General features: G+C 74.7%; 3 protein-coding genes and 1 pseudogene. 2 read left to right on the top strand and 2 right to left on the bottom strand.

Annotation, left to right across the window (positions count from 1 at the left end; genetic code table 11):
* Positions 1-661: DUF2520 domain-containing protein (locus tag ABZ281_RS45335; RefSeq protein WP_356664213.1), on the bottom strand; the 661-nt coding region annotated here is incomplete at its 3' end.
* Between the two features lie 179 nt (positions 662-840).
* Here ABZ281_RS45335 and ABZ281_RS45330 point away from each other — a divergent pair.
* On the top strand, positions 841-2,022 hold the full coding sequence (locus tag ABZ281_RS45330; RefSeq protein ID WP_356664211.1) for a beta-eliminating lyase-related protein: 1,182 nt from the start codon (positions 841-843) through the stop codon (positions 2,020-2,022).
* Here the strand turns inward: ABZ281_RS45330 and ABZ281_RS45325 are convergent.
* Complete coding sequence (locus ABZ281_RS45325; protein ID WP_356664209.1) at positions 1,991-2,218, bottom strand: hypothetical protein; 228 nt, start codon at positions 2,216-2,218, stop codon at positions 1,991-1,993. The genes ABZ281_RS45330 and ABZ281_RS45325 overlap by 32 nt on opposite strands.
* A 159-nt stretch (positions 2,219-2,377) precedes the next feature.
* Between ABZ281_RS45325 and ABZ281_RS45320 the strand changes: the two are divergent.
* A pseudogene (locus ABZ281_RS45320) lies at positions 2,378-2,683 on the top strand (DUF5937 family protein); the annotation flags it as partial.

Below are 2,683 nucleotides of genomic sequence, written 5' to 3'. Positions count from 1 at the left end.
GGCCGAGCATCCGGTCGGGGGCCGACACTCCGGCCGCGGCCAGCAGCTCCATGGACTGGGCGACCAGCGTGACCAGGTGGTTGGCGCCGAGGGCGAGGGCCGCGTGGTAGAGCGGGCGGTTCTCCTCGGAGATCCACTCCGGCTCGCCGCCCATCTCGATGACGAGGGCCTCGGCGGCGAGGCGCAGCTCCTCGGGGGCGGTGACGCCGAAGGAGCAGCCGGCCAGCCGCTGGACGTCCACGGGCGTGCCCGTGAAGGTCATCGCGGGGTGCAGGGCGAGCGGCAGGGCGCCCGCGCGCAGGGCGGGGTCGAGGACCCGCGCGCCGTACCGCCCGGAGGTGTGGACCAGGAGCTGCCCCGGCCGCACGGATCCGGTGTCGGCGAGGCCGGTGACCAGGCCGGGCAGGGCGTCGTCGGGAACGGTCAGCAGCACCAGGTCGGACCGCTGGAGCACCTCGGCGGGCGGCATCACCGGCACGTCGGGCAGCAGTTGCCCGGCGCGGCGCCGGGAGGCCTCCGAGACCGCGGAGACGGCGACCGGGCGGTGCCCGGCGAGCTGCAGGGCCGCCGCCAGCGCGGGACCCACGCGGCCGGCGCCGACGACGCCGACGGTGAGCCGCGCGGGGCGGTCCTTGGGGTCTGGCTGTGGGGTTGTGTTCACTCGACGGCGGCCTTCCCGTTCCAGTCCGCTCCGGGTACCGGACGATTTCTCGTCATGTTAACGCGATCGGTTCGAGGGGCGTTCGGTCGTCCACAGGCTGTGCACGTCCGTGCGGCCTTCCCGGGGCGGCGTAGGAAATGTGGATGCCCGGCCGCACACGCGCGGGAGAGGATCCGGGCATGACCCATACGGCGGAACACAACGATCAGGTGACGGACGAGGACCGGGGCGCACGGCTGCGTGAGCGGCGGCTGGCCGCCCACCGCACGGCCCGGCGCGTGTTCGCGCGTTTCGGCTTCCACCGCACGCTCCGGGAGCGCCTGGCGGTGCTGGCGGAGGCGGAGGGTGTCCACGACCTGGACGAGCTGTCCGACGTGTACGGCGATGGTGTCGTCGAGGCGCTGGAGACGAAGGTCGCCGGGCTGCTCGGCACCGAGGCGGCGGTGTTCTTCCCGACGGGCACGATGGCCCAGCAGGTGGCCCTGCGCTGCTGGGCGGGCCGCACCGGGAACCCGACCGTCGCCCTGCACGCGCTCAGCCATCCCGAGGTGCACGAGCGGAACGCGTTCAGCGAGGTGGGCGGCCTGCGCCCGGTGCGGCTGACCGGGGAGCCGCGGCTGCCGACCGCCGCCGAGGTGCGCGATTTCGAGGAGCCGTTCGGGGCGCTGATGCTGGAACTTCCCCTCAGGGACGCCGGTTTCGTACTGCCCACCTGGGAGGAGCTCACCGAGGTCGTCGAGGCCGCGCGGGAACGGGACGCGGTGGTGCACTTCGACGGGGCCCGCCTGTGGGAGTCCACCGTCCACTTCGGCCGGACCCTGGAGGAGATCGCGGGCCTGGCCGACAGCGTCTACGTGTCGTTCTACAAGTCCCTGGAGGGCTTCGGGGGCGCTGCTCTCGCCGGCCCGAAGGAGCTCGTCGAGGAGGCGAGGACCTGGCGCCACCGGTACGGCGGGATGGTCTTCCAGCAGTTCCCCACGGCGCTCTCGGCGCTGGTCGGGCTGGAGCGGCAACTGCCCCGGCTGCCGGAGTACGTGGCCCACGCCCGCGTGGTGGCCGCCGCCCTGCGCGAGGGGTTCGCGGCGGCCGGGGTGCCGTGGGCGCGCGTGCACCCGGAGGTGCCGCACACCCACGACTTCCAGGTGTGGCTGCCGTACGAGCCGGACGTCCTCGCGGAGGCGGCGGTCCGCACGGCCGAGGAGACCGGGGTCCTCCTGTTCGGAGGCGCCTGGGACCGGGGCGGGCCCGGCCTGGCGCTCACGGAGGTGCATGTGCGGGCCGACGGGCTGGAGTGGACGGCCGAGGACGTGAAGGCGGCGGTGGCGGAGTTCACGGCCCGGCTGTCGGAGCAGGTCGGGTAGGGCGCCGCCGCCACCGGCTCAGGGCGTCCCGGAGCCCGCGGTGGGCCGGGCGGCCGGCGAGGACCGCGCGGAACCGCCGTGCGTCGCGCCATTGCCGTACGACCTGCCCGTCGTGCGTGCCCGGCGCGGGCGGTGCGGGTGCGCCGAGGGTCCGGGCGCGGTAGGCGTCGAGGAGGTGCTGCTGCGTGATGCTCATGGTGGATCGCCTCTGGGGGACGGGGTGTTGGAGGTCCGAAGGCTCCGCGGCGGCCCCGGTGGTCCCATCGTGCGCCCGCACCGGGGGCGGCGTCGCGTCGTTTGACGAGGCGCGTCAATCGACGGGGGCGTTGTCGGTGGCCGGGTGCACCATGAGGGCATGAGCGTGCATATCGACATCACGGGGCTGCGGCCGGAGGAGGCCGCCGTCGTGCCCTCGCCCCTGGCCGAGCTGGGCATGGCGCTGCACGCGCTGTCCGAACCCGCCCACCACCCGGGCCTGCAGGGCTGGGTGACGGGCGTGACGGCCCGGCTCGACCCGCATCTGGCCGACCGGATGTGCGAGGCCTGTGGCGGACGACGTTCTCGGACTTCGAGCTCGCGGACCGACCGGTCGGCGCGGACATGCTGGAGCGGGCGGAGGAGCTGTCGGTCGACTCGGTGCGCATGCCCGTGCTGGCCCCGA

The organism is Streptomyces sp. NPDC006265, from assembly GCF_040613555.1.
GTDB lineage: Bacteria > Actinomycetota > Actinomycetes > Streptomycetales > Streptomycetaceae > Streptomyces.
Note: the sequence above shows the minus strand (reverse complement) of the source record. Positions and strands in the feature narration are given on the sequence as shown.

Excerpts from the sequence above, each read along its gene's own strand:
- ABZ281_RS45330 (WP_356664211.1), top strand. The coding sequence starts at position 841 with ATGACCCATACGGCGGAACACAACGATCAGGTGACGGACGAGGACCGG.
- ABZ281_RS45325 (WP_356664209.1), bottom strand. The coding sequence starts at position 2,218 with ATGAGCATCACGCAGCAGCACCTCCTCGACGCCTACCGCGCCCGGACC.